Source organism: Dysosmobacter sp. Phy (assembly GCF_054476235.1).
This window is the reverse complement of the sequence record NZ_CM136997.1, coordinates 1,602,351-1,625,968: the sequence shown is the minus strand read 5'-3', so window position 1 is coordinate 1,625,968 and position 23,618 is coordinate 1,602,351. Positions and strand designations below refer to the sequence as shown.

Annotated in this window: 23 protein-coding genes; 5 read left to right on the top strand and 18 right to left on the bottom strand. The window is 53.6% G+C overall.

Annotated features, from left to right (window positions below; genetic code table 11):
• Positions 1 to 24: 24 nt before the first annotated feature.
• From ACVDHE_RS07920 to ACVDHE_RS07905, 4 genes are all read right to left on the bottom strand, one after another.
• On the bottom strand, positions 25 to 714 hold the full coding sequence (locus ACVDHE_RS07920; RefSeq protein WP_458884248.1) for a PIG-L deacetylase family protein: 690 nt from the start codon (positions 712 to 714) through the stop codon (positions 25 to 27).
• A gap of 26 nt (positions 715 to 740) precedes the next feature.
• Positions 741 to 1,703, bottom strand: a complete 963-nt coding sequence (locus ACVDHE_RS07915; protein WP_458884247.1) for a sugar ABC transporter substrate-binding protein — start codon at positions 1,701 to 1,703, stop codon at positions 741 to 743.
• A 73-nt stretch (positions 1,704 to 1,776) separates the two neighbouring features.
• Positions 1,777 to 2,739, bottom strand: a complete 963-nt coding sequence (locus tag ACVDHE_RS07910) for an ABC transporter permease (RefSeq protein ID WP_458884246.1) — start codon at positions 2,737 to 2,739, stop codon at positions 1,777 to 1,779.
• A 31-nt stretch (positions 2,740 to 2,770) separates the two neighbouring features.
• Positions 2,771 to 4,258, bottom strand: a complete 1,488-nt coding sequence (locus tag ACVDHE_RS07905) for a sugar ABC transporter ATP-binding protein (RefSeq protein ID WP_458884245.1) — start codon at positions 4,256 to 4,258, stop codon at positions 2,771 to 2,773.
• Between the two features lie 293 nt (positions 4,259 to 4,551).
• Between ACVDHE_RS07905 and ACVDHE_RS07900 the strand changes: the two genes are divergently transcribed.
• Positions 4,552 to 5,577, top strand: a complete 1,026-nt coding sequence (locus ACVDHE_RS07900) for a LacI family DNA-binding transcriptional regulator (RefSeq protein WP_458884244.1) — start codon at positions 4,552 to 4,554, stop codon at positions 5,575 to 5,577.
• Positions 5,578 to 5,880: 303 nt separating this feature from the next.
• Here ACVDHE_RS07900 and ACVDHE_RS07895 read toward each other — a convergent pair whose 3' ends face one another.
• The 10 genes from ACVDHE_RS07895 to ACVDHE_RS07850 all read right to left on the bottom strand — a co-directional run bounded on the left by ACVDHE_RS07895 (position 5,881) and on the right by ACVDHE_RS07850 (position 14,548).
• Complete coding sequence (locus ACVDHE_RS07895; RefSeq protein ID WP_458884243.1) at positions 5,881 to 7,107, bottom strand: CaiB/BaiF CoA transferase family protein; 1,227 nt, start codon at positions 7,105 to 7,107, stop codon at positions 5,881 to 5,883.
• Positions 7,108 to 7,263: 156 nt separating this feature from the next.
• The gene (locus tag ACVDHE_RS07890) at positions 7,264 to 8,814 is read right to left on the bottom strand and encodes a BCCT family transporter (protein ID WP_458884242.1); all 1,551 of its coding nucleotides are present in this window, start codon (positions 8,812 to 8,814) and stop codon (positions 7,264 to 7,266) included.
• A 61-nt stretch (positions 8,815 to 8,875) separates the two neighbouring features.
• Positions 8,876 to 9,304, bottom strand: a complete 429-nt coding sequence (locus tag ACVDHE_RS07885) for an aconitase X swivel domain-containing protein (RefSeq protein WP_458884241.1) — start codon at positions 9,302 to 9,304, stop codon at positions 8,876 to 8,878.
• Complete coding sequence (locus ACVDHE_RS07880) at positions 9,292 to 10,557, bottom strand: aconitase X (protein WP_458884240.1); 1,266 nt, start codon at positions 10,555 to 10,557, stop codon at positions 9,292 to 9,294. Before ACVDHE_RS07880 ends, ACVDHE_RS07885 begins: the two co-directional genes overlap by 13 nt.
• Before the next feature lie 61 nt (positions 10,558 to 10,618).
• Positions 10,619 to 11,002 carry a RidA family protein gene (locus tag ACVDHE_RS07875; protein WP_458884239.1) on the bottom strand — a complete coding sequence of 128 codons (384 nt, stop codon included), beginning with the start codon at positions 11,000 to 11,002 and terminating at the stop codon, positions 10,619 to 10,621.
• Between the two features lie 127 nt (positions 11,003 to 11,129).
• Positions 11,130 to 11,960 carry a YitT family protein gene (locus ACVDHE_RS07870; RefSeq protein WP_458884238.1) on the bottom strand — a complete coding sequence of 277 codons (831 nt, stop codon included), beginning with the start codon at positions 11,958 to 11,960 and terminating at the stop codon, positions 11,130 to 11,132.
• A 15-nt stretch (positions 11,961 to 11,975) separates the two neighbouring features.
• Positions 11,976 to 12,512 (bottom strand): 2-oxoacid:acceptor oxidoreductase family protein, encoded by a 537-nt coding sequence (locus ACVDHE_RS07865; protein WP_458884237.1) that lies wholly within the window; start codon positions 12,510 to 12,512, stop codon positions 11,976 to 11,978.
• A complete protein-coding gene (locus ACVDHE_RS07860) occupies positions 12,505 to 13,251 on the bottom strand; it encodes a thiamine pyrophosphate-dependent enzyme (RefSeq protein WP_458884236.1) in 747 nt (248 codons plus the stop codon). The genes ACVDHE_RS07865 and ACVDHE_RS07860 overlap by 8 nt, the downstream gene beginning before the upstream one ends.
• Before the next feature lies 1 nt (position 13,252).
• Positions 13,253 to 14,335: a 3-methyl-2-oxobutanoate dehydrogenase subunit VorB gene (vorB, locus tag ACVDHE_RS07855; protein WP_458884235.1), complete on the bottom strand. Its 1,083-nt coding sequence runs from the start codon at positions 14,333 to 14,335 to the stop codon at positions 13,253 to 13,255.
• 15 nt (positions 14,336 to 14,350) lie between these two features.
• Positions 14,351 to 14,548: a 4Fe-4S binding protein gene (locus ACVDHE_RS07850; RefSeq protein WP_458884234.1), complete on the bottom strand. Its 198-nt coding sequence runs from the start codon at positions 14,546 to 14,548 to the stop codon at positions 14,351 to 14,353.
• A gap of 280 nt (positions 14,549 to 14,828) precedes the next feature.
• Here ACVDHE_RS07850 and ACVDHE_RS07845 point away from each other — a divergent pair, with 280 nt between their 5' ends.
• On the top strand, positions 14,829 to 15,605 hold the full coding sequence (locus ACVDHE_RS07845; protein ID WP_458884233.1) for an IclR family transcriptional regulator: 777 nt from the start codon (positions 14,829 to 14,831) through the stop codon (positions 15,603 to 15,605).
• Between the two features lie 817 nt (positions 15,606 to 16,422).
• Here ACVDHE_RS07845 and ACVDHE_RS07840 read toward each other — a convergent pair.
• A complete protein-coding gene (locus ACVDHE_RS07840; protein ID WP_458884232.1) occupies positions 16,423 to 17,844 on the bottom strand; it encodes an MATE family efflux transporter in 1,422 nt (473 codons plus the stop codon).
• Between the two features lie 84 nt (positions 17,845 to 17,928).
• Here ACVDHE_RS07840 and ACVDHE_RS07835 point away from each other — a divergent pair, with 84 nt between their 5' ends.
• Both ACVDHE_RS07835 and ACVDHE_RS07830 read left to right on the top strand, forming a co-directional pair.
• Positions 17,929 to 18,558 (top strand): hypothetical protein, encoded by a 630-nt coding sequence (locus tag ACVDHE_RS07835; protein WP_458884231.1) that lies wholly within the window; start codon positions 17,929 to 17,931, stop codon positions 18,556 to 18,558.
• A 10-nt stretch (positions 18,559 to 18,568) separates the two neighbouring features.
• Positions 18,569 to 19,447, top strand: a complete 879-nt coding sequence (locus tag ACVDHE_RS07830; RefSeq protein WP_458884230.1) for a GNAT family N-acetyltransferase — start codon at positions 18,569 to 18,571, stop codon at positions 19,445 to 19,447.
• A gap of 710 nt (positions 19,448 to 20,157) precedes the next feature.
• Here the strand turns inward: ACVDHE_RS07830 and ACVDHE_RS07825 are convergent.
• The 3 genes from ACVDHE_RS07825 to ACVDHE_RS07815 all read right to left on the bottom strand — a co-directional run bounded on the left by ACVDHE_RS07825 (position 20,158) and on the right by ACVDHE_RS07815 (position 22,263).
• Positions 20,158 to 20,310 carry a hypothetical protein gene (locus tag ACVDHE_RS07825; RefSeq protein WP_458884229.1) on the bottom strand — a complete coding sequence of 51 codons (153 nt, stop codon included), beginning with the start codon at positions 20,308 to 20,310 and terminating at the stop codon, positions 20,158 to 20,160.
• A gap of 537 nt (positions 20,311 to 20,847) precedes the next feature.
• Positions 20,848 to 21,105, bottom strand: coding sequence for an HTH domain-containing protein (locus tag ACVDHE_RS07820; protein ID WP_458884228.1), 258 nt, complete (start codon positions 21,103 to 21,105; stop codon positions 20,848 to 20,850).
• Positions 21,106 to 21,471: 366 nt separating this feature from the next.
• Entirely contained in the window at positions 21,472 to 22,263 is a 792-nt protein-coding gene (locus tag ACVDHE_RS07815) for an SDR family NAD(P)-dependent oxidoreductase (protein ID WP_458884227.1), read from the bottom strand.
• 254 nt (positions 22,264 to 22,517) lie between these two features.
• Between ACVDHE_RS07815 and ACVDHE_RS07810 the strand changes: the two genes are divergently transcribed.
• Entirely contained in the window at positions 22,518 to 23,576 is a 1,059-nt protein-coding gene (locus ACVDHE_RS07810; protein ID WP_458884226.1) for an aldose 1-epimerase family protein, read from the top strand.
• Positions 23,577 to 23,618 lie beyond the last annotated feature (42 nt).

Here is a 23,618-nt window from a genome sequence, read left to right as displayed (position 1 = left end):
CGATATGTTTTTCAAAAAATTGTTTTACGGCAGAACCGAGTAATCAGGCATCGATTCAAACAGCTTGAACCCCGTGAACGCTTCCGCGTATTTGACATTGTACTGCATTCCCCGGAATCTGGCCTGCACCTCCAGCATTTCCAGCCAGTGGGTATCCGCAGTCAACTGCGACTGGTGGCACAAAAGCGCTTTCTTCTTGATTTCAAATTGTTCTGTGATATCGACAAACGCCTCCGGCATCGGTCCGATTCCCGCGTAGTTGTCCACAAAGAACACCATGGGCTGCCGCTTGAGCGGCGGCTCTTCCACCCGTACATTTGACAGCGGTAGATAGGCAATACTGTTTCTGACCAATTCTCCAGTTGTAAAGTGATCGACATTTTCATCATATGGGGGATGCGTGAAAATCACATCCGGCTTTGCACGGCGGATCGCATTGATCACCTGCCGGCGCGTCTGCCGGTCATTGAACAGTTCTCCGTCATCCTGACGCAGGAACTGTACATCGGCCTCATAAAATTTCGAAGCCGCCAGCTCCTCCCGCTCCCGGCGCTCGATCAGCTCCCGGTCATCCGTTTCCCGGTGCGTGCCCGTCCGCCCGTTTGTTGCAACGATGATTGAGATCTTATGTCCCTTTTCCGCATACTTTCTAAGCGTACCGCCGCACCACATCTCCACATCGTCCGGATGCGCAACTACCGCCAAGATATTCATGCAGTCTCCTTTCGTCTCCGTGAAGCTCACTTCATGTACTCCGCCACGTTGTCCTTGGTAACGGCCTCAAAGGGGATATAGATGTCCTCCACGCTTTCTCCCTGCGCAAGCTTGCTGGCCATCTCCGCGCAAGCCTTGGCCTGCTCATTTGCATTCTGGAACGCGGACATTGCCATTTCACCGGCCTTAATTGCCACAAGGGCATCATCGACGGCGTCAACGCCGAGAACCTGCACGCCCTCCAGCCGCCGGGCGCCCTTCAATGCCTCAATGGCACCCAGCGCCATCTGATCATTTGCACAGACGATGGCATCAAATTCGTCATAGCTCTGGATCCAGTCCTCAGTGATCTGCATACCCTTTGCGCGGTCATAGTTTCCGTCCTGCTCGGCAATGATCGTGACATCAGGGCGCTCCGCTGCCAGCAGGTCCTTAAACCCGTTCATGCGCAGGGTCGTATGATTCATGCCCAGCGTTCCGGACATATACAGCACCTTTGCATTTTCCGGCAAATTCTCAATGCAATACTCCGCCTGCAGCTTGCCGGCGTCCTCATCATTGGAGCCGCAGTACACATAGTCGCCGCCGGAGATCTGTGCCCGGAAGGCAATGAAGGGAATGCCTGCCTCATTGGCCGCCTGAACGGAAGGAGTCAGCGCCTCATAGTCCAGCGGCAGCGCAATAATGGTATCAACACCCTGAGCAATGAAGTTCTCAATATCGGCAATCTGCTTTTCAATTTGGTTCTGAGCGTCGGAAGCCAGCACTTCCATTCCCTCATACTGCTTTGCATATTCCAGGAAGTACTCTTTGGTCAAGCGGCAGTTGACATCCGAATCCGCGAGATTGGCATACCCAACCTGGTACCCGGTCCCTTCTGTTTGCGCATCATTTTCCGCAGCCCCCGAATCAGACGATGTATTGGAAGAACAGGCAGCCAAGGTCAGGAGCATCGTCAGTGTGACAACAACAGTGATCAAGCGCTTCATTCTTAATTCCTCCGTTTTTCATGTTTTATTCGTCAGTCCCTGTATGAAAGAGACGTAACGCTGTCGGAAGCCGTCACTTTGAAGAGGTCTTTTTGCTCTTCACATCAATGATAACGGCAATCAGGATAACCAATCCTTTAACGATCTGCTGATAATACGCAGAGACGTTCTGCAGGTTCAGCATATTGTTGATAATACCGACGATCAGTCCGCCGGCAATGGTCCCGATAATGCTGCCGGAACCTCCGTTCAGGCTGATTCCGCCCACAACGCAGGCAGTGATGCCGTCAAATTCATATCCGACGCCAATCGCAGGCTGTCCGGAGTTCACCCGTGCCATCAAAATAATACCCGCAAGACCTACAAAACAGCCGTTCAGCAGATACGCCAGCACCTTGACCTTTTTTACGTTGATTCCGGATGCAACCGCCGCACTTTCATTTCCGCCAATGGCATAGATATACCGCCCAAGGGGACGGCGGCTCATAACGAACCACGTGACGAAAAGCACGCCCGCCATAATGATTACGGGAATGGGGATCGGGCCGAGATAACCCTGGCCCAAAGTGGTCAGGCGCCCGAGATTGGACACGGGTATGCCCCCGGTATACACAAGGGCAAGGCCTCTCGCGCTGGTTTGTACCGCAAGGGTCACAATAAAGGCGGGAATTCCGTAATGCGTGAGGACAAGACCGCTGAACAGCCCGCAGAGCGCGCCGATCAGGATGGAGGCCCCCACGGCCAGGATAATGCTGTCTGTTGCAACAAAGACCGATGTTCCGATAACACCCGCAAGCGCGACAACCGAACCGGGCGACAAATCGATATCGCCGCCGGTAATCACCAGCTGTTCACCGCAGGCGATGATCATGATTACAACGATCTGCCGCATAATGTTCGTAATGTTGGCCTGCGTCAAAAACCGGTCGTTCAGTAAAGCCGAGCCTATAATCATCAGAAGCAGGACGATGTATATACCGAATTTTTTAAAGATCATCGGCAGTTTCTTTTTCTGAACTGCGTGCATTTCGCTCATTTTTGACCCCCCATCAAATTATTCCGCATCTTCAGTCGGCAAGCGCAATCTTCATGATCCGTTCCTGGTTTGCCTCGTCCCTTTGCAGTTCTCCCTTCAGCCTGCCTTCATGCATGACCAGAATGCGGTCACTCATGCCAAGTACCTCAGGCAGTTCCGAGGAAATCATAATAATGGACATTCCCTCCTTTGCGAGCTGGCACATGATCTTGTGGATCTCTGCTTTCGCACCGATGTCTACACCGCGCGTCGGTTCGTCCAGAATCAGTACTTTTACATCGGAAATCAGCCATTTTCCAAGCACTATTTTCTGTTGGTTTCCTCCGCTGAGAGAATCCGCGCGATTATTTTGATCCTTGGTCTTGATTCGCAGCATATCAATGATATCCTGCGCCCTTTTCCCCTCTTTTCTGAGATTGATGGCAACTCCCGAGACAAACTCTTTCAGGAACGCCAGAGTAATGTTCTCCTTAATGGACATCCCTAGTACCAGCCCAGACACTTTCCGGTCTTCCGGCACCATGGCAATGCCATGTTTCAGTGCGTCGCCCGGGCTTTTCACGGAAATGGGCTTTCCATCCAAATAAATGCTCCCCGCATCGGCACGGTCCAATCCGAAAATACAACGCATGGTCTCAGTCCGGCCGGAACCAATCAGACCCGCAATTCCCAAAATCTCACCATGCCGGACAGAAAAGCTAATATCGCTGAAAGTACCTTTTCGAGACAGACCTTCTACCCGCAGCGCCTCTTCTCCGATCGGAGCGAACTCCTTGGGAAACACATTGCTCAGTTCGCGGCCGATCATCATGGAAATCACACGGTCATTATCCAGTTCCTCAGCAGGGGCAGTCCCAATCCACTGTCCGTCACGCAGCACCGTCACATCGTCTGCGATGCGGAACAGCTCGTCCAGCTTATGCGTAATATAGATGACTGCTACGCCCTCCCGCTTAAGCTCTTCAATGCATTCAAACAATGTATCGACTTCTGCATCTGTGATGGCCGAGGTCGGCTCGTCCATAACAATGATCTTCGCATTACAGGAAATGGCCTTGCAGATCTCCACCAGCTGCATGATGGAAACGCTTACCTCGCCCGCCTTTGTTGTAGGCGGATATTTAATTTTCATCCGCTTCATATAGGTCTCTGCATCCCGTAGCATGGCTTTGTGATCGATCGCACAGCCGCGCATCGGCTCCCGCCCCAGGAAAATGTTTTCAGCGAGGGTGAGATTGGGCGCTGAGCTCAACTCCTGATGTATCATCGCCACGCCAAGCGACGCCGCTTTTTTAGGGGTCAGTGCTTCCGCGCGCTTGCCGTCAATCCAGACCTCTCCTTCATCTGGTTGAATCAAGCCGTCCAGAATCTTCATCAGAGTCGATTTCCCTGCTCCGTTTTCTCCCATCAGCGCATGTACGGTGCCGGCTCTCACATTCAGATTCACCTTATCAAGCGCTTTTACGCCAGGGAAGGTTTTTGTAATGTTTCTCATGCTCAGTATGTAATTACCCTCCAATTTTCTCCCTCCTTCTTCCATTAATCTTTTTCTTTTCCTGTAATTTAATTTAATTTGTAATCTATATTTTACGTAATTTTTTTCTATTGTCAATAGTTTTTAGTATATAATGTAGAAAATCTTATTTTTAACAGAGTCATTTTTGTTTATTTTGTAAATTAATCACTTAATTAATTCATGATTTTTATGATTAAAAAAATTATAGCAAATTATTTACATTCTGTTTTTAATGGTTTATAATATTATCACACTAATGTTGCTACTGAAAGAAAACGTTCGGAAGAGGGAAATTTATGGAAAAGCGCATTACCTTAAAAGATGTTGCAGAAAAGCTAGGTGTTTCCCAAAACACCGTATCGGTTGCTCTTCGCGGCGGCAGCGGGGTCAGTCAGGAACTGCGGGAGCAAATCGTCACTGTGGCGGGAGATATGGGCTACTCCTCCAGGCGGATCTCAACCAAAGCGTCCATCCTCATATGCTCCACTGCGGAAAATTTCGGAGACACCTATTTCTTTTCAGATCTCTACCGCTTACTCTGCGCAAAAATCAAGGCACGGGGCGGGAATACCGTCACGATCAATCTGGACGCCTCATTATCGCCTGGAGAGATCGACCAGGTCATCTACAAAAACGATATCTGTGCAATCATCCTTCTGGGCGACTCTGACAAGCAGCTGGTCACGCACTTTGCAGGGACCAAAATTCCCGTTATCTGCTGCAGCTTTTTTTATCCGGATGTACCGACGGATGTGGTAATCGAAGACAATTTTGCCGGCACATATCTGTTGATGAAGCACCTGTATGAACACAACTACAGGAAAATAGGATTTATCGGCAATCCCAACCGCTACTTCTCTTTCTTCGAACGATACATGTATTTTAAAAGCGCCTGCGAACATTATGCGCTGCCTGTGGATCCGGATATATGCATCGCAGATCTGCCCCTGGATGAGCCGATTGCCTTGGAAAACATGGTCGCCCGGCTAAGGCATCTGCCCTACATACCGGAGGCATTCCTCTGCGCGGACAACCGCACCGCCGTCCTGACCATCAAGGCCCTTGAGGAAATCGGCTACAGCATTCCCGCCGACATTGCGGTCACAGGTTTTGACAACAACGACCTGTCCCGACTGTCCACCCCCGCTGTGACGACCATTGATACCATGATAGATCTGCAGGCCGAAACCGTTGCAACACAGCTATGGCGGAAAATCAACGCCGGCTCTGCAGACAGCGTGGACTGTAAGCGCATCTGTCTCCCCGTCCACCTGGTCAGCGGCGACTCTGTGGATTTGGAGCACAGGCTGTCTGCGGAATGATGCGGTTCCATCGCAAAGTTTTTTCTCCCCCCGATCATCAGAAATATTTTGTAACGTATCGTAAGCGCGGCTGGCGGCATTGAAAAGAGTTCTTTCCCGCAGCCTCCGCAGAAGCGCTGTAAACACAAAAACATACGCCGGAGAAGAAAATCTTCTCCGGCGTATGTTTTTTGATCAAGCATATCCCTGCGGGGGGCCGTTTCGTATCAGGCCGTAGCGCACGGCCATCTGGCAGCGGCACCAATGCCTGATGCACAGCGGATGTCCGGCAATGCCGCCCCGGGCAGTTCTGCATGTAGATAGTCAGACAACATGACCGTCGTGGAGCCGGCCGATCTCGGCCTCGTCCATTCCCAGTACAGCCCGCAAGAGCGCATCGGTATGCTCCCCCACCACAGGGGCAGAGCGCATCGCCGCATCGAGACAGCCGTGCATCTTGATGGGAGAACCGGGAATTTCGATCTCCTCGCCGATTCCGGTATCCTTTACCTTCCAAAGCATGTTCCGGTCCCGCAGCACGTCCTGGGCGCAGACCTGGTCCATGTTCAGGATCCGGCCAAAGGGGATTCCCGCCCCCACCAGCATCTGCTCCATCTCATCCACGGTATAGCCGGCAGCCCACTGGGCAATGATGCCGCGCAGCTCATGGATGTAATTTTCGCAGCGCTTGGCATTGGTGACAAAGCGCGGGTCCTCCGCCAGTTCCGGGCGGTTCATCAGGCCGCACAGCGCTCTCCAGAACCCATCCGTTCCGCAGGCCATAACAAAGTTCCCGTCCTTGGCGCTGAAGGAGTCGAAGGGAGAGATACCGGGATCCCGGTTGCCCTCCGGCTTGGAAACGTGGCCGTTGATGGTGTACTCCACCGCCCCGGCCTCCAAAACGGAAAAGATCGTATCCACCATGGACACATCCAGCCGGCGGCCCAGGCCGGTCTTGCTTCTCTGATACAGCGCCATCGCAATCCCCAGCGCCAAATAAGTACCGGAATAGTTGTCGGCAATGGCCGGGCCGACCTTCGTCTGCTGATCGCCGAAGCCCGTCATGCTCATCATTCCGCCCATGGCCTGTGCAATGATGTCATAGCAGGGCCGCTGGGCCAGCGGGCCCTCCAGGCCGAATCCGGAAATGGAGGCATAGATGAGGGAGGGGTTGATCTCCTTGAGGACATCGTAGCCGAGGCCCAGGCGCTCCATCGTGCCCACCCGGAAATTCTCACAGACTACATCGGACTGCGCCACCAGCTTTTTGAAAATCGCTTTGCCCTCTTCACTCTTCAGGTCCAGGGTCATACCGTATTTATTGCGGTTGATATAGGCGAAATAGCCGCTGGAGCCGTTTTTGAAGGGGGCCCAGTTTCGGCTCTGGTCCCCTTTTCCGGGGACCTCGATTTTGATGACCTCCGCGCCCTGGTCCGCCAGATGCATGGTGCAGAAAGGCCCGCTATACGCGTGGGTCAGATCCAGAACACGGACGCCGGTCAGCGGCTTGTCAGCCGGATTGCACTGGGCGGCCGGGGCATGTTGATTCATAGGTAGTCTCCTTTTCAAATACGATCAGATACGGTTGCGGCTGCCGCAGGGGCATCCCCCCTGCGGCGAAATGAAACGTCAGCGGGCACGGTTCCCGCGGATTTCTGCCCGGCGGCGCAGGTTCTGCGCCGCCGGACCTTTTTCAATGGGGCAGCCTTATTTCTTTGCCTCAGCAGGATCATCCAAAAGCATATGATCCTCCTTTGCCGCGCACTTTCCGGCATTGCGGAATGCAGAGACGATAATCACCATCATAATGAAGGCGATGGGGAAGCCGATGATGACCCACATTCCCTTGACGGAACTGACGCCGCCGGAGGCCACCAGCAAATAGGCGACGGTACCCATAATGATGCCGAAGAGGATCTTCAGCGTGCGGGGCGCCTCGTCATCCACACTGAGGCCATGGGTGCTGATGGTAGCCAGCGCGGCAGCCACAGGGTCCGCCATGGTGGCAAAGGATGTGAAAATGGAAATCAGGAACACCGCGATCAGGACCTTGCCAAGGGGGAAGGAACCCAAAATGTAGAAGATGGTGGACTCCATGCCGGTGGTGTTCACTGCATTCCAGATATCGAAGGAGCCGGTGCTCTGCATATTCAGTGTGATGCCGCCGAACGCCGCGATCCACACCATGCAGAAAATGGACGGAGCCAGCACATTCACCAGAATGAAGGAGCGGACCGTGCGGCCCTTGGCCATACGGCTGAGGAACATACCCAGAATCGGCGCGTACACAATGAAGGAGGCCCAGTACTGAACGATCCAGTCGGCATACCAGGTGTCCTCGTCCGCCATGGTATTCAAAATGGCCGTGTGGGTGAAGGTGTTATCCAGCAAACTGGCAAAGGACTCCGTTCCCAGCTTTGCCATAAAGGTGGAGGGGCCGAACACGCACACAAACACCAGCATGGCGATAAACACGATCGTAGTAAAGGAGGAGAGCTTTTTCAGGCCCTTTCCGATACCGGAGACGCAGGAGACGGTAAACAGGACCGTGATGATGACGGCCACCACCAGCCAGACACCCACGCCGGTCTTGAGGCCCGCGAGATACTCCACGCCGGCGCCGATCTGCATCAGGCCGACGCCCATGGAGCAGGCCACGGCGCCGCACATGGTAAAGATCGTCAGGCCGTGAACGACGGTCTCCAGCTTGCTGGCGTTTCTGTTGAACGCGCTGTTGAGCACGGGGCCGTAGGCCAGGGGCTTGCGCATGTTGTAGGCCGTCAGGGCAAAGGCCACAGCGCAGATGGTGTACATGCAGTACTGCGGAATGGACCAGTTCCACATGGTTTGGGAGATGGAGAAGATGGCCGCCTCCCGGCTGCCGGCCTCCACACCCGCCGCCACCGGAGGCGTCATGAAGTGGTAGATGGGCTCGCCCATGGCCCAGAACAGCAATCCGGTTCCAATGCCGCCGCACAGGGACATCGTGATCCAGTTCCAGGTCTTGAAATCCGGCTTGGCGTCCGGACCGCCGATCTTGATGCTGCCGAACTTGGAAAATGCCAGCACGAACGTCAGGATGATGCAGATAATGGCAAACAGCTCAAAGAACCAGCCCGCCCGGTCTGCCATGCCGTAGAGAATGCTGTTGAGGAGGGAACCCAGGGCGTCTGTCGCAAAAATACCAGCGCCGACCAGAATACACAAACACACCAGCGCAGGCCAAAAGGCGGCTTTATTAATATTTGTATTTTTCATATATTCTCCCTACATCTTTCTCAAGCTTCAACGAAAAATCGGGATCGCGAAAAGCAGCTCCTTATTCGTAGTAGATATCGATTTCGTCCCGGTCGTCATGGAACTCCACCTCTTTGGCGCCTTCCAGCTTGGCATAGTCCTCCTCGCTGAGGTTGACCACGGGGATGTCAACGCCGTAGAAGCGCTTTGCGATGATGGGTCCGGTGAGGACCACGGGGTCGCTGCGCAGATTGATGATGGCGGCGGGCGCACAGCCGGTCCGGATCTGCTCCAGGATGATCAGGCCGGTGCCGCTGCTGCCCTTGGGCGTGGTAAAGGCCAGAACCTTGCCGGCCATGTTCTTCATATAGAGGGAGTGACGGTTGTCCCGGATCGTTCCGCTCTGGGGGTCCACGGTGCCCCAGAAACTCATGGGCTCATTGGCATAGAGCAGTTCTGCACGGACATTGCCATAGACGGCAGTCTTGCACTTGACGGTCACTTTCTCCATGGTTTCGCCTCCTTCATGACTTTACCCGCCACGGCGGATTCAATGCACTCCTTCATGCTGCCAAACACCGGCTGGAGCCCGCGCATGGCAAAGCAGTAGGTGTCGAACTTTCCGGAGTTGGACATCATGGTGTTGGTGCCCAGATTCTTGTTCCGGTACTCCAGGATACACCCATCGCTGTAAATCTCCACGCCCAGACGGATCAGTCGCTCGTACAGGCCGCTGTCCTTCAGGCGGTCCGCCACGCTTCTGGGGGTGATAAGCCAGAAATGGACGTTCTCATGGACCCGGCGTCCGCGGAACAGCTCCTCGACCTTGGCGCACTCGTTGTAGGAGCAGTGGGGGCAGCCCAGGACAATGGCGTCAATATCCGTGACGTTCGGATTGGTGATCTGGCGCTCGGCTTCCGCCAGGTCGGAAAGGTGGATCTCCACCACTTCCTTGGGCTCCTTCCCGCCAAAGGCCTGCTCCTTGGTCTGGGCCTCCGGCGTCACGCCGATCATATGGAACAGCGCGATGCCGCCGGAGGAGGCCGCCGTGGCGCTGAACTGCTTCAGGATCTCATTGGTGATCCCCTTGGTGGGCATTCCCTCCAGTGCCCAGACGCGGTCGGCGACGATGGAGCCATAGGCATAGGAGATCAGATTGAAGATGTCCTCTTCCACAAAATACTCCGGCTTGATATCAGCGCCCAGCTTCACCAGGCCCTCCGCGAAGCGGTTTTCGGGCTTATGGAGGCCGAAGTAGGGCGCGCGGCCGGCGATGCCGCACAGCAGCTCCAGAGGACCGGCGTAGCGGTTGGTACGGGCGCCGATGATGGAGTTGTAGTAGCAGATCACGTTGGACTCGGCGCTGGCGAACTGCTGTCCGAAGGAGGGCGCCACGCCGGCATGGTAAGGTGCGCAGGACCAGGTGGGGATCGCGCCCATTTTTACGTGCGCCGCCTCAATGCGGCGGGTGGCGGACATGGTCTCCACATCGTGCTTTTGTCTGTCCCAGAGGTTGAGGTCGCACGCCGTGGCGTTGGTGGTGGTGGGCACTGCAAACTTGGCGCCCTTGGCGGCCAGATGTTCCGCGAAAGCAACCTGGGCCTCGCCGGCGTAAACCGTGCTGTCATCGTGGCAGCCTACGATCTCCACGAATTCCTCCACGTCGTAAAACGCCGCCAGGTCACACAGGGCCTGGAGGGCCTGCTGGCGCATTTCTCCCTGTTCGCCGTCCAGCATCGACTTCTCATAGTCTGTCAGTTTCATTGCTATCCCCTTTCTTCCGGCGGATATTGTTACCCGCTGATTTCCCTCATATCAGTCAGATTCAATCGCACACGAATGCGGTCATGGCAGCTTCCAGCTTGGCTCCGGCCGGCAGGTCCCCTACCTGCACCAGCACCCGGGCCGGGCGGTGGTCACCGAAGAACTCCGTGTACACCTCGTTGATGGCCGCAAAATCATCCAGCGTCTTGACGAACACGTCGACCTTGGCAATGCTCTCCTTGCAGCCGCCGCCGGCCTCCACGATGGAGAGGAGGTTGTTCAGCACCGTCCGGGTGGCCGCCTTGATCTCCGTCACCATCTCATTGGTATCCGGGTCCAGGGGGATCTGTCCGGAGGTGATGATCATATTGCCGTACTTTCTGCCGTGGGAATAAGGTCCGATTGCCTTCGGTGCGTGTTCACTCTTGAGTTCTTCCAGTTTCATTTTGCTTGCCTCCTGTAATTTTTTGCTGTGCGCCCGGGCCTCCGGGTCCCGCCCGGACGCACAGGGTGTTTTTTATGTGCAGCGTACAGATGGATGGGGCGATCCAGTCTGCTCCGGAGGATCTCCCTCAGCCTTGACGGTCGATCCCGCCGAAGGAATAATCCAGATTCACGCAGGCGCACACCATCTCCGGGTCACAGGCCTGCGCAGCCCGCTGGATCTTGCTGACAAGGGACTTCTTGCAGTAGCACACCAGCCCGGCGCCCTCCGCGAAAGGCACTGTCCGGCAGGGGAAGCTGCTTTGCAGGGCGCGGGCCACTTCCTCCGCTCTGGGGGTGTAAAGCACCGCCGCGCACTTGACATCAAAGCCGTACATCACCTTGTCGATGGCGATGACACACACGTACAGATCCAGCACGGAGTACAAAAACAGATCCCAGTCCTGCAGCAGGATGGAGCCCACCGTGATGATGATGAAGTCGCCGATCAGCAGGATTGTCCCAATGGGGAGATTGGGATACCTGCGCACGACCAGCCGCCCCACCACAGTGGTGCCGCCGGTGGTGGCGCCGCCCTTGAGGATCATCCCCAGGCCGATTCCCATCACCACGCCGCCGAATACCGACGCCAGGAGCATATCCTCCGTCAGCGGCGGAAGCACCGCCCACCAGTCAATGAACACAGAGGTGAGCACGACCGTGATGACTGTATAGACCAGCAGCTTTTTCCCCAGGAAGAACACAGCGATCAGCACCAGCGGCACGTTGATGACCAGGTTCAGCGCGCCGATCGGAATGCCGAACAGCGCCTTTGTCACCACTGCGATGCCGGTCACGCTGCCTGGGATGATATGCACCGGGTCCAGGAACCACACCATGGACAGGGCATAGAGTACACAGCCGCCCAGTATGTACGCCAACTCCAGAAGCGTCTGCTTTGTCTGCAAGGTTTTGCCCATCCGCCTCTGTCCTCCTTACAGTTCCTTGACCGTCTCCATGCCCTGCTTGTAGCAGGCCAGATTGGACGGGGTATTGCGGCCTTTCTTCTCGAAGTAGTGATCCAGGCCCTGTCCAAACTCCTCCGGGTCGATCAGGCCGGTGGCCTGCATCATGGCGCCCAGCATCACCAGGTTGGCCGCCCGGCCGTTTTCCAGGCTGTTGGCGATATTGGTCGCGTCCACGCCGTAGACCTTCACATGCTTGGGGTATTCCCGCTGGCCCATCAGAGAGCTGTTGACGATGACGCAGCCGCCCTCGCGCATATCGCCGATGAACTTATCGTAAGAGGGCTCGTTCATAGCCAAAAGGATGTCCAGCTTGGTGGGGTAGGGGCTGCCGATCTCCTCGTCGGAGATGACCACGCTGCAGCTGGCCGTGCCGCCGCGCATCTCCGCGCCGTAGGAGGAGGTCCAGCTGACCTCCTTGCCCTTCTGGGCAGCCACATCAATCAGGATCTTTCCGGCAGTCAGGATGCCCTGTCCGCCGAATCCCGCCAAAATCATATCAGCCATTGCTTTCACCTCCGCGATCCACATAGACGCCCAGGGGGAACACTTTCTCGTTTTCGTTCCTGATCTTCTCGTTGGCCTGCACCGGCGTCAGCTTCCAGTTGGTGGGGCAGGGAGAGAGGACCTCGATCAGGGAGAAGCCCTTCTTGTCGCGCTGGTTTTCAAAGCCCTTTTTGATGTACTTCTTCGTCTGATCGATGTGCTTGGGGTCATAGATGGCACCCCGGGCCAAAAACTCCACGTCAAAGGCGGAAAACGCCTTGAGCATATCCACGGGATGGCCCATGGTCTCTTTTTTCCGGCCGGTCTTGCTGCTGAGCGTCTTGTCACCGATGAGGGTAGTGGCCAGGTTCATCTGTCCGCCGGTCATGCCGAAGATGCCGTTGTTCACCACGATCATGGTGATGGGCACATCGCGGATGGCGGCGTAGGCTGTCTCGTCCAGGCCGATCACGTAGGAGCAGCCGTCGCCGGCATGGACGTACACGGTGGTGTCGGGCCGGACCTTCTTGATGCCGGTGGCCACGGAGGCGCAGCGGCCGTGGGGGCCGGCGATGAACTCAAAGTTCAGCGCGTCCTGCGACCAGAAGGCACAGGCGATGTCCACGCAGGCAATGACCTGATCCTGCAGGCCCAGTTCTTCAATGCTCTCGGCGATCAGCCGCTGAATGATGCCGTGGCCGCAGCCGCCGCAGTATCCCGCGGTTTGAATGATGGATTCCGGTTTTTTGTAAACAGGCATCTTATAGCACCTCCATGGGCTGAATCTTCCCTGCCAGGACCTCGCTGCAATAGGCGATGATCCCCTCCACGGTGGGCAGGTCCTTGGTCGTGAGATAGCCGTAGAGCGGCTTGGTGTAGCGGGTGGCAGTGAGGATGTCCTCCCCCATCTGGGAGGTCAGGCTCATCTCCACAGAGACATAGCCCTTCACGCTCTCAGGCACATTGGCAAAGGCCTTGCGGGGATAGGGCCACACGGTAATGGGCCGGATCAGTCCCAGCTTCATGCCCTCCTTCCGGGCCTGGCGGACTGCGGAGCGGCACACCCGGGAGGAGATGCCGTAGGCCACCAGGACCAGTTCCGCATCCTCCACCATGAACTCCTCCCAGCGCTGCTCCTGTTCGAACATGGTCCGAATCTTCTCCCGCATGTGCTGGTTGTATTTCTCGTAGCCCATGTAGTAGCTGACGTTGTACGCCTTGTTTTTCTTCTGGTCTCTGGGCTTGCCGGTCAGTGTCCAATCGAATTGATCCATGTCATGTTCTTTGGCCTCCGGCAGGTAGCACTTCTCGATCATCTGACAGATGGCGCCGTCGCTCAGGATCTCCACCACATTGCGGTACTTTTCCGCCAGATCAAAGGCCAGATAGGTCAGATCCGCGCACTCCTGTACGGAAGCCGGTGCCAGGACCAGCAGCCGCTTATCGCCGTGGCCGCCGCCGCGGGTGGATACCCAGTAGGAGTCCTGACCGGCAGTGATCTCACCGTCGCCCAGGCCGTACCGCATGGCGTTGACGATGACGGCGGGCAGCTCCGCGGCGGAGAGGTAGGAGATCTCCTCCTGTTTAAGGTCAAAGCCCGGGCCGGAGGAAGAGGACATGCACCGGGCGCCGCAGGCGGCCGCACCGTACAGCATGCTCATGCTGGCGATCTCATTTTCGCCCTGGATAAAAACGCCGCCCCGCTTTTCCATGTTGTCGGCCATGTATTCCAGGATCTCGCTCTGGGGGGTAATGGGATATCCGGCGTAAAAACGGCAGCCGGCCCGCAGCGCCGCTTCCGCGACGGCCTCGTTGCCTTTCAGCAGCTTGTAGGATTCACTCACTTCTATTCTCCTTTCTCACTCCACCGTAAAGACATAGTCCGGGCAGATCTTGTAGCACATGCCGCAGCCGATACACAGGTCCTCGTCCACCCGGATGATCTCATAGCCCTTTTTGTTGACGGTCTCCAATGGAATGATCGCTTTTTTCGGGCACACGCCAACGCACAGACGGCAGCCCTTGCACAATTCCGTGTTTGTTTTTGCCTTTGCCATTTTTGGTTTCCCCCCAACAGTAAGTTTTCATTTTTGAAATGATTGTATTGTATTTTGAAACGCAAGATTATAATACTTCTAAGGATTTTAAAAGTAAATACCTCATTTTACTTTTCTACATATGTCATAACCATTTTAAAATTTTATTGTCTATTTTGATATTTCGTTACACCGTTTCAAAATTTGCGCACTTTTTTCATTTGACGCATATACATTTCATGTATATAATAGAAAATGACAGAATAAATTGACGTATTTGCACAAAGGCAGGTTTGATTTTATGCCCACTTCTTCACCCTCCAGCGGGTCTGTCCAGTCCATCGACCGTGCGTTTCTGGTTCTGGAAACTGTGGCCAGAAACGACTCCATAAGTCTCAACAGTCTCCATAAGGAACTCGGTTTGAATAAAGCCTCGCTGCTGCGGATCGCCATGACACTGTGCGACAACGGCTATCTGCTGCGGGATGCAAAGACGGGGGACTACTCGTTGTCCCTGAAGGCCTTTGAGATCGGGGTGCGCGCGGTCCGGAATCTGGACTACATCAACCTGGTCAAGGGGGAGCTGGAAACGCTGTCCAACGAGCTGGGGATCATCGCCCAGTTTTCCGTGGAGGACAACAATGAACTGTTGTGTCTGGAGAGCTTTGACAAGAACAATTCTCCCTTTTCCATCTATACGCGGGTAGGCGGCCGCTCCCCCCTGTACTCCACCAGCGCCGGAAAGGCAATCCTGAGCACGTATTCAAACGAGGAGATCCTCCGCAAGTGGGAGCTGATGGAGGCCAAGCCTCTGACGCCCAACACCATCCGCACCGCCGATGAACTGATGCAGGATATCGCCCGCATCCGGGAGAGAAACTACGCACTGGATATGGAGGAAAATGAACCGGGGCTGTTTTGCGTGGGCACGGTATTGATGAATTACAACCGCAAGCCCCTGGGTGCCATCAGTCTTTCCAGCCGTTCCATGACGGAAGAGGATCAGGCCCGATATGCCCAGGCTCTGCTCCAGCACACCCAGCGCCTGTCCTCCATGCTTGGCTATTCTAATCGTTGAACTCGTTATACGGCGAGAATAAAGTCATAATTTGATTATTTTCTCAAAAAAGGTATGATCTTTTGATCACCAGCGGGCCGCAAAGAAGCCGTATACATTCAAAATTGAGGGCTTTGGTCGGCCGCTTTCTTTTGCGGCCCGTCGGTTTGAAGCATGGTTCCGCTTCGCAAGACTGATATATTTCTATTCAGGTGAATATGCAAAAAAGCCTGTTCCCTTGCCGGGGCAGGCTTTTCGCTTATCGTTTCCGCGCGTCCGCTCGTTCCGCAGCGCAGCGGACCGGCCATATCAGGATCCGCGTGCCTATCCGTTTCCCCGGGATACAGCCGATCTCATTCGCGGGAAATGTCTAGCCGCTGACATGCCGGCAGAGGAACTCGTCCTTTCACTGTCTCTTCCTTGATGCGCATATCACCCTCTCAGTGGCCAAAGCATGGTGCCCCGCAAAAGCTCCCAAAACGCAGAAACCCCCGCTGTTTTCAGAAGAAAACAGCGGGGGTTTGATCTTGTCCAGCTCAGAACCGCACTAGCAGGCCGGAAATTGGAGCGGCAGAGAAAGTCCCGGTGTGCATCCCCTGCGGGCGGATGTTTTTCCGGCAGATATTGCTTCGCCACAGCCCCGTAAAACAGCAGGAATGAAACAGCCATATCTGATATTCCATACCGCATCGTCAAGATCCGGCTGTAAAAGCCGTCATGGCACGGCTCGGGCAGAGGGAGAAAGGCAGGCACCGGGCGGCGCGCAAAGCTTCCCGCCCGGCGCCTGTTCGCTTCTTTCCATGCAAATCAATTCCCGGCAGCCCTCACCCCGGCCATATCATCTGCACTCGCGGCTCCCCATTCGGTCAACAGCCAGTCTATCGGCTTTTCGCCCGTGTTCAGGAAAATGCGCTTTTTGTTGGCCCGCAAAATTCTTCCTGCAGTCCCAACCATAAAGGACCAGGCAGATCACTGTCAGCAAGGCCTCCACCACAGGCTGCGCGGCAATAACGCCAGCAAGCCCCCACAGATGGTTGAGCAGAATAACCGCAGGAATAAACAGCACAGCGTTGCGCAGCACTGTAATGCTCAGAGAATAAAGCGCCTTCCCCAACGCCTGAAAATAGCTGGTCACCATGTTGATGATTCCCAGCGCAGGAGCCGACAGGCACAGCACCCTCAGGAAATTTCCTGCCTGAGCAGCCAAAATATCCTCATGCAGGAAAATTCCCGCCAGCTGCTGTCCAGTAAGCAAAAACAGCAGCGTAAACACCGAACCCAGCAAAACTCCATACAGCGTGGAAAGCCGCATCGTAGCTGTCATACGCCCCGACTGCCCTGCGCCGAAGCAGTAGCCAATGAGAGGGGTAACCCCCTGAGACAGGCCTACCGACAGCATAATCGGCACCATGTCGATTTTATAGGCAATGCCATAGGCCGCCACAGCGTTGGAGCCATAGATGGCAATATAGTTATTGAGCACAATGTTGGCCACGCTCATCAAAACAGTAATGAGGGCTCCCGGAATCCCGATGGACACCACACTGCTCACCATACCGCGGTCCGGGCAAAATGCCCGGGGCGATACAGAAAACAGAGGATCGCCCCGCCGGTTTTGATTGACCATGCAGGCGAGATAATACACACTGGAGCAGACAAACCCCAGAGAGGTGGCGGCAGCGGCTCCTGCGGCCCCCCAGCCCAGGGGGATGATAAACACGTAATCCAGCACAATATTGATGGCATTGCCTAAAACAAGGCCTACCGTACTCTCCCGGATAAGTCCGGCGGAGCGAAACAGATGGACAAATCCATTGGAAAGCATGATAAAAGGCGCACCCAGGAACACATAACGGAGATAATCCTGCGTGTAACCCAGGTTCTCCGCATCCGCTCCGGCAAGCTCCGCCAGCGGAGCAAGCAGCAGAAGCCCCAAAACAGCCGTAAACACACCGGACAACGCCATGGCATAGGTGCAGAAATTTACCGTTTTTCCGGCGTACTCCTTCCGTCCCTCTCCCAGAAGACGGGCAATCACGCTGCTGCCGCCCATACCAAATACACAGGCAATGGACATGATAATCAGCAGAACCGGAGTACACAGGGTCACTGCCGCGATCATGGCGGGCTCCTGGGTCAGGGAAACAAAAAAGGTGTCCGCCATATTGTAGATCAACGTGGTAAGCTGGCCCAGCATGGCAGGCAATCCCACCCGGGCGATGGCTCTGGACAGATTGGTTTCATCAAATACCGATGTCATCGTCATTCCTCCCTTGCAAACGCCTCGATTATACCGTAAACTAAAGAGGCGAACCCGGACATATGTCCCGTTTTGGGAGGCGCTATGGAAAAAATTTATGACGCGCAGGCCATTGCAGTCTGGGCAGGAAAAAGCCGATACCGCATGGTTTTGGAACAGCTGAGGCCCAATCTTGTTTTACTGCGTTATGAAAAAGGGGAGCTGGTCACCTCCCCTCTGCTGGAAGAGGCCTGGTTTCAGGTTGTTGTCCAAGGAAGTCTGAACATTTATTTCATTCGGGACGATGGCGGCCGTTACTCGCTTTCCAGCGGCAAAACGGACTATATCCTTGGCGATATGGACTTGTTTCATTCCAGTATAGGCAGTATTTATACGGAAGCGGCAGAACCGCTGCTTTGCCTCGCTCTGTCCATATCGCAAAACCGGGATGCACTTTTGGCAGACAATCTCTTCCTGCAAATGATCTGTCAAAGTCTGACGGATAAAATGGCCGCCATCACCGCATTGAATGCGGCTCCCGGGTCCCTTTCCGACCGTGTTCTCTCCTACATGCGCTATAAGTGTCAGGATGGAGTCTTGCAGGGAATCGAACGGGAGGCATTTCGCCTGCACTGCAGCGCCCGCCAGCTTCAACGGGTCCTGAATGCGTTGGAGCGGCAAGGGGAAGTTTTAAAAATCGGCAAGGGCGCATACCGCCTGTCCCCGGCCAGATAAAACAGCCCACATGGATCAAAACCGTGCATTTTGCAGAAAGCAGGACGGAGTCATGTATCAATACAAAAATCTGCAGGGGCTTCCCTTCCACAAAATTTCCGCATGTCTGAACTGTGCCTTTTCCGACTATGCGTTCCCGATCCACCTGGACGAAAAGGCGCTGGCCGAACTTTTGTCGGCGACCGGTGTGGACAGATCGTTGTCTTTCGGTGCTTTCTTGGATGGAACGTTGATCGGGTTTATGTTTAATTCCTGCGGTCTTTATCAGGGCCATCGGGCGGCCTTTGATGTGGCAACCGGTGTGATTCCGGTACATCGGGGCAAGCAGGTCTTTACCCGTCTCTTTGCTTTTGCCAAGAGAGCACTCAGGCAGCAGCAAATCGAGCGGTACTATCTGGAGGTGCTTCAGGAAAACGAGCGGGCCATCGCGCTTTATAAACGGCAGGGATTTTCCATCACGAGAGAGTTTGCCGTCTTAAGCGCCAGTACCCCAAAGGGGTACAGTCCGTCAAGGCAGGTGCAATTTTCCAGCCTTGCGGCATTTGATTTCCAGCAAGCCGCTGGTCTCAACCGGAATCTGCCGTCATACGAGCATTCAGACCGCGTGCTGTGGCTGCACCCGGACCGTTATGAGGTTGCATTCATCAAGGGACAAACGATCTCTGCCTGGTGCGTATTTTCAAAGGAAAACGGGCAAATTTTTCAGTTTGGCTGGAACGGAATCAAGGATTTGAGAGAGGTGGTGCTGGCACTTCTTCTTCGATATCCGCATGTTGCGGCGAAAAATATCGAATCCAACCAACAGCAGATCTTGGAAATGCTGGAATCTCTCTCCTTTAAAGTGATCACAAGACAATACGAAATGGTCCATACTCTTGATTACGCGTGATTTGCCGGCTTTGTATGAAAAGATCCGGCACGCTCTGGAGGCGCAGCCGTAATCCTTCTGCTCGTTTCTGCCGGACAGCCTGTAATAAACTTTATTTTTATTAAGGGGTACGGGCATATCTTTCCGCAGAGGGCATCATAGTCATCTTGGCAGCAGGAGAATCTCACTCCGGCAAAATTCCCCCGGTTCCAAACGCCCCCTCTTCCGATGTCTCTCTTCTGAAAATGGAACAGAACCAGAGCGGGCATTCCCGTTTGAAAGCGGAGGCGGACAAGCCATAACAGGAGTACTTGCGGCCTGTCATAGGGAAAGCAGTATGATTGCCCGTATGTACTAATCAATGAAATCGGGGGCGCAAACCCGGATCCAGAAGCAGGGTTCAGCGGCCGGACGACCATAGGAGTCCTCATACAGGTCATGCAAAAAGAAACGACAGCAAAGAGCGCGCACCGGGCGGGAAGCAAAGATCCCTGCCCGGTGCGCTTTAAACCTTTTCAGACATGCCGGCACGCCAAAAGGATATAAGCAGGCAGTAATCTCTAAAACCGCAAACCGCCAGCCAAAGCGGGTCTGGAGTTTTTTCCCAGTTAAGAGTATTTCCAATTGTTCCTTGGCTGGAGTCTGCCGTCGGGATATTCTCCTGTAGTGATATATCGGCAGTATTCATCCGGTGATAGCTTTGCTAAATCCCACTGGCAGTGGTCACGGTTTTAGTAGTCCATCCAGCGGTCAACGGAGGCCGTGGCCTCCGCGAAAGACATCCAGTTCAGGATCTCACCTGCCATTTCGCCCTTCAAGTGTCTGAAGGTACCCTCCTGATACGCATTGGCCCAGCAGTTTCCCCGGACGACATAGACCAGCACAGCTCTCGGCTCCTCGCCAGCCGGATAAGTTCAAACTAGAATATAGTGCCTTGGTCGCTACGGATTACGGTCTTTTTGCTTAGTGAGCCCCTGTATCTGCTCTACCGTCTCCAGGATAAAATCCACCCCCAAAGCCTTGTTCAAAGCATAGGCCACGATCAGCTTCTTGAAGACGTTCAAGATTGTGAACAGGTGACAGAACATTTTGTTAAAGGGTAGATGATGTCAGTCAGCAGCATAGTTCTGAGACCGCTGGACTCACCCCCCCGAGTTACCAAATCCTCCGCCGCAGTACCCATCCGAATGGACTTCTGCAATCTGAGATATGGGTTCGGTTTCTGGATAGGGCAAGATAGATTGTATTTCCACATGAGCGGTCAAATCTTCTTCACATTCATGCAGATGCCCATGTCCGGCGAGTCATGCAGCTTCATGACTTTTTAAGAAAGCCTTCTACTGGAGCACTAGGGTTCCCCGCTTCATGCATTGGCCTCATCCACCAGTGCTGCTTGTGAGACGCACGTCCTCCCAAGAGCCCTAGCAAAGTCCTTCCGATAACTTGATAGCTGCCCTTCGGATACGCTCGGTGGTGTTGTAAATACGTTCACGACCCTGGATTTCTCTGTTGTAGTCCAACTTGCAGAAAGCATCCTTGCCAGTGTAGCCCTGGCAGTTGAAGACCCGGAACATCTGCTTGAAGGCCAGGGTATAAGAGATGATGTCCGGGATGGCCCAGGATACATTGTGATCTGCTCTGAGGAGGTTCAGTCCTTCCCATGTAAATTTTCTTGTCATTCGTATATTGTACTTTCATCCGGTAATCTCATCACACCGCAGATGCCGCCATTTGACCCGATGAGGTAAATGTATGTCCACCCACTGTGGCCGTGGGCAATTTCCCGTGTCCATTTTATTGGGTACAGTTTATTTCACGTGTGAGTTACCGTGCAGCTCAAATGCTTAATTCACATTTTACCCACGCAGAAAACACAAATCTACAGCAGAAGCGCAAAACTTTAAAATCTTCGGGTGCTTTTTGAACTACTGAGTGAATTTGAATCTCCGCCACGTCCTTACCAATTGATGATAAAATGATAATTGGACAGTCCAAATTCAGAAGCATCATCAACTGTTCAAACAATTGGTAACCAATTTCAGATATTACTCTGCCTCTGATTGGAATGAAGCATCCATCAAGCCACCGGTAATATACAGTTCCGTTCCGGAAACCTGCTCAGCATAATCCGACAATAAATAAAGGATGCCCGCCACATTATCCTCAAAGGTCTGTATCTTACCCATGGGGAATACTTGACTTCCAATACGATTGATCCACTCCATTCCTCCTTTGCATTCGCGCAGCGCTAATTCGCCAGGCGTAGCAATCCAGCCAATTGTAATCCAGTTACAGCGGATATGATATTTCGCATAGTTTTTTGCTATATGCAGCATCAACGTACGCATAGCCCCTTTTGATACCGCGTAGGCTGCCCGATCTTCTTCGCCCCCATAAGCATGCAGTGATCCCATGTTGATGATACTTCCGCTTCTGGCTGGTTTCATATACCGCAGGGCATATTTTGCACAAAAAAACGCACTTTTCGCGTTTGTATCCATAATGGATTCATACAGTTCCTCCGTTGTATCCAATATGGATGCGACAGGCAAAATCCCCGCATAATTGACCAAGCCATCAATTTTTCCATAGGCAGCGTATGCACGCTCCATCAAATGTTCGCACTCTGCAGCTTTTGAGACATCTGTGCGCACAAACATAGCGTCTCCTTTGCCCTCCGTCCGAATAACACCGATGATTTCTTCAGCCGCAGCGGCATCCCGCCCAGCTATGACAACTTTTGCTCCCTCCGCTGCTGCAGCAATAGCGGCAGCGCGGCCAACACCTTTTGTTCCACCGGTTATAACGATAACTTTGTCCTTCAATAAATTCTGCATAATTGTTCATCCTTTCCTTCATCGAATTGTTAACCTTACGTTTTAATGCCCGTATCCGAATGAAAATCCAAGCAAGAACAAATCACAACGCAAGCATATTCCTTCTATGGCTCATATAAGGGTTCATACCATTTTTGGCAATTATATGATACAAATCCGCAACAAAATCAATGCATTTGCAGTCCCTTTTCGGTAAGCTGGAGATACTATCAAGTAAAGGAGGGTATCCAAACCGCGTCTGGATACAAAAGCGTATGGACATTCATTTGTTGCAGCATATTGGGGATATGTCACAGCTCGCCGGAATCACCCGAAGTGAGATTTCTTCTGGTCCGGCAAGAGGCGACGGCATCATAGAGGTGTATAATGCCGCTGGATTAAGATTCCGCGTTCTTGAAAGTAAATGTCTGGATATTCTCGATCTCTCATACCAAGGCATAAACATGGGATTTATCAGCAAAAACGGAATTGCAGCTTCCTCTTCTTTCAATGCATTGGACGGTGAATTTCCATATTACTTTATTCCGGGCATGCTTACAACCTGCGGCCTCGCAAATATCGGAAACGCCTGCTTTGATAATGGCGCCTTTAGAAATATGCATGGCAGGATCAGCAATAAACAGCCTGAATATATTTCCACCGATGCTCACTGGGAGGGCTCCGATTATATTTTATCTGTATCCGGCAAAATGAAAGACTCATATCTATACGGATACAACCTGCATCTGGATCGGAAAATGGAGGTATCCTTATACGGCAAACATATTGATATTTATGACCAAATCACAAATGTCAGTTCTGTGCGCCAGCCTTATGCAGTTCTCTACCATTTCAACTTTGGCTATCCGCTTTTAGACGCAGGGGCAAAGCTTGTGAAGGGCCCCGGCGCAATGCTTCCAAGAGATGCGGATGCAGAAGCGGGGCTGGCAGTGTGGGACCAAATCACTGCTCCAATCCCCCAGGAGCCCGAGCGCGTTTATTACCATACAAACATTGCCGATGAGACCGGATATTGTTATGCCGGCATTTACAACCAAGCGCGAAAGCTGGGCGCGTATATTCAATACTCCGCAAACAATCTACCGTATATCACGCAGTGGAAAAGTATGTGCGCCCATGATTATGTCTTGGGACTGGAGCCCTGCAACAGCTTCCTGCGGGGCTGTGCAGTAGAACAGTCCGAAAAAAATATGAGGTTTCTTGAGCCGTATGAAACAATTCATAATCATCTTCGCTTTTGCATCATTGACGGGGATCCTTCATATCAGGCCCTTCTCAATATCGTCCACAGCATAGAGGATCCCGCCAAATGAAATAACCGGAAATCATTTACCTAAGGCAAAAGACTTGCTATT